The following is a 2,865-nucleotide window of genomic DNA, read 5'->3' as shown; positions in this document are numbered from 1 at the left end:
CCCATAAGCCCTGCAAAGCCCAGAATTTCGCCACGGCGCAGCTCAAAGTTCACGTCGTGAAACACACCTTGGCGTGTCAGGCCCTGTACGCACAACAACACGTCGGCAGTGGGCACGGATGTTCTCTTGGGGAATACGTCGTCCAGCGAGCGCCCCACCATTTTGGCCACGATCTCTTCCACACTGGTGTCGGCCAGGTGTTCGGTGGACACGTAGCGTCCGTCGCGCAAGACGGTGACCCGGTCCACGATGAGCGCCAGTTCGTCGAGGCGGTGGGAGATGTAGACAATGCCCACCCCCGTACGCTTGAGCTCATGGATGATGGCAAACAGCTTCTCGGTTTCCGACTCCGTGAGGGACGAGGTGGGTTCGTCCATGATGAGCACCTGAGCGTTGAGCGACAGCGCCTTGGCAATTTCCACCATCTGCTGCTGAGCTACCGACAGGGTTTTGACCAGAGCGTCCGGTGCAATGTCCTGCCCTAACCGGTCCAGGCATTGCTTTGCCTGGCGGCGCAGTGCCGCCCGGTCGATCAGCCAGCCTTTGCGTGGCTCGCGGGCCAGGTAAATGTTTTCGGCCACCGTGAGGTGCGGAGCCAGGTTCAGCTCCTGGTGAATGATGGCAATGCCGACAGCCTGGGATTCGGCGGTGGATTGGAACTGGCAGGCTTCGCCGCGATAGTACAGAGCCCCCGCATCGGGCTGGTACTGGCCGCTGATCACCTTCATCAGCGTCGATTTGCCTGCGCCGTTTTCGCCGCACACCGCGTGTACCTCGCCGCTTCGCACCTCAAAGCTCACGCCATCCAGCGCCAGCACCCCCGGGAAGCGTTTGGTAATTCCTTCCAGGCGCAACAGTACCCCGGCCTCGGCGGGGCTGGGCGCGTCGGGACGGACGGGATCGGGCACGGAAGACAGCAATGCGAACTCCTCTTGGTGGGTCAGGGGACCGGGAGGGATGAATCTGCTGCTCTGCAAATTGGTAAGGCCACCTGACACGATGTGGCGTATTTGGCCTTACCGGGAGGTGCGTGTGTATTGGTGCTTACCCGTGATCCGGGATCAAAATCGGGGTGAAAAGACGGGAAAAAGCCTGCGCAATTGCACAGGCCTGACCACCGCACAGGAGCAAAGGTTGACAGCACAGACCTTGGTTCACGACCATTCGCGGCGGTTCTCGACCCAGCGCTGTTCGGAGGCTTGCAGATGCATGCGCATGGCGTTCTGTGCGGCCAGTACATCCCGGTTTTCCAGGGCGCGCAAGATGGCTTCATGCTCCTGCAGCGCAATGGCCCAGCTTTGGCCCGATTCGGAATGCGCGCTCAGGCGCGCGGCAATCGGGCTGTGGCGCTCGTCAAACAGCTCTCCCACCAGCCGCTCCAGCACGGAGTTGCCGGTCATTGCTGCAATCGTTTGGTGAAACTGCCGGTCAAAGGCCAGGGGCGAGCGGTTTTGTGCCATGGCGGACAGCATGTTGTCCAGAATCTGGCGCAGCGCCAACAGCGCCTCGGGCGTGGCCCTGGCGCAGGCCTGCAGCACGATAGTGCCCTCAAGGGCGGCGCGTGCCTGCATCAGTTCGATCGGGCTTTCGCCCATGGCGGCCAGGGACTGCGGCTTGCGCTGGGCCGCGCTGCAGACGTACACGCCAGCGCCCATGCGCACTTCCACGCTGCCCTCAATTTCCAGTGCAATCAGCGCCTCGCGCACCGAGGGGCGTGAGACGCCCAACTGCAGGGCCAGATCGCGCTCCGGCGGCAACCGCGCACCCGCGGTGTAGTTGCCCTTGTCAATGAAGGCGCGAATCTGCTCGGCAATTTGTTGATAGAGCCGACGGTTGTCGACCTGTTTGAGTTGGTCCAGCATGAGTCCTCCGCGTGAAGTGCAGTTTATGCGACGGCGGTTTTTGCTATGGGGTTATGGTTCGAACTGGTAAGGCCAATGCAAAATTTTTCACGCTGACGTTACTAATTTTGGAGCCAATTTTGATTGGCTGGAGTACCACTCACACCTTCCGCCCCCTCATGATCCAGCTCAGCGACCTGACAACCTGAGATAGGCGAGCCGGCGCCACTGAGGCAAGGCGAGAGCCGGGACGATAATCCAGGTCACCCTTTCCGATTACCCCATTGCCACGAAAGCATGACCTCCATGAAGACATTGACCGCCGCGCTCATCGCCCTGGCCTCCATTGCCCTGTCCAGCACCGCCCTTGCCGCCGCCCCGGCCGAGACCCTGCCCAGCGGCGTGAAAATCGTGCACAGCACCGACGGCACTGGCCCGCAGCCCAAAGCGACCGACACCGTCAAGGTGCACTACCGCGGCACGCTGGCCGACGGTAAGGAATTTGACAGCTCTTACAAGCGCGGCGCGCCCGCCACCTTCCCGCTGAACCGCGTGGTGCCGTGCTGGACCGAAGGCGTGCAGAAGATCAAGGTCGGCGGCAAGGCCACACTGACCTGCCCACCCGCCACGGCCTATGGCGACCGCGGCGCCGGCGGCGTGGTGCCGCCCAATGCCACGCTGACCTTCGACATCGAACTGCTCGCGATTGAAAAGTAAAAGCTAAAGAGGCGCTTCGAGCGTCGTGAKGAGGGCTTTGTCAAAGGACTCCGCGCGCTCGAACTGCAGCCAGTGGCCGGCGCATTCGACCAGGGCCAGGCCCCTGAAATCCGCAGCTCGCTCCAGGGCTGCCCGCAGCCCATCAAGCTTGCCGCGGTACAGCGCATCCTCTTCCCCGTAAATCGCCCACACCGGGCAGCGCAGCCGCGCCAATGACTGCGCCAGCGCGCCGGTGCGCGCCAGGCTGCGGCCCTTCATGCGGTCGCGCAGCACGTTGGCGATGTGCAGGCGCAAGGCCAGTTCGTTG

4 protein-coding genes are annotated in these 2,865 nt (G+C 62.7%); 1 reads left to right on the top strand and 3 read right to left on the bottom strand.

Going from position 1 to position 2,865, the window contains the following annotated elements; all coding sequences use genetic code 11:
• Both AC1DWI_RS18795 and AC1DWI_RS18790 read right to left on the bottom strand, forming a co-directional pair.
• Positions 1–920, bottom strand: a 920-nt coding sequence (locus AC1DWI_RS18795) for a sugar ABC transporter ATP-binding protein (RefSeq protein WP_477725431.1), incomplete at its 3' end; no start/stop codon positions are given.
• 234 nt (positions 921–1,154) lie between these two features.
• Positions 1,155–1,862 (bottom strand): FadR/GntR family transcriptional regulator, encoded by a 708-nt coding sequence (locus AC1DWI_RS18790; protein ID WP_477665654.1) that lies wholly within the window; start codon positions 1,860–1,862, stop codon positions 1,155–1,157.
• A 285-nt stretch (positions 1,863–2,147) separates the two neighbouring features.
• Between AC1DWI_RS18790 and AC1DWI_RS18785 the strand changes: the two genes are divergently transcribed.
• Positions 2,148–2,558, top strand: a complete 411-nt coding sequence (locus AC1DWI_RS18785) for an FKBP-type peptidyl-prolyl cis-trans isomerase (protein WP_477667888.1) — start codon at positions 2,148–2,150, stop codon at positions 2,556–2,558.
• A 3-nt stretch (positions 2,559–2,561) separates the two neighbouring features.
• Here the strand turns inward: AC1DWI_RS18785 and AC1DWI_RS18780 are convergent.
• Positions 2,562–2,865: alpha/beta fold hydrolase (locus AC1DWI_RS18780; protein WP_477725430.1), on the bottom strand; the 304-nt coding region annotated here is incomplete at its 5' end.

It is taken from the genome of Polaromonas sp. P3_C2, assembly GCF_056402675.1.
The sequence above is the reverse complement of the archived record's forward strand: the minus strand, read 5'-3'. Positions and strand labels throughout refer to the sequence as shown.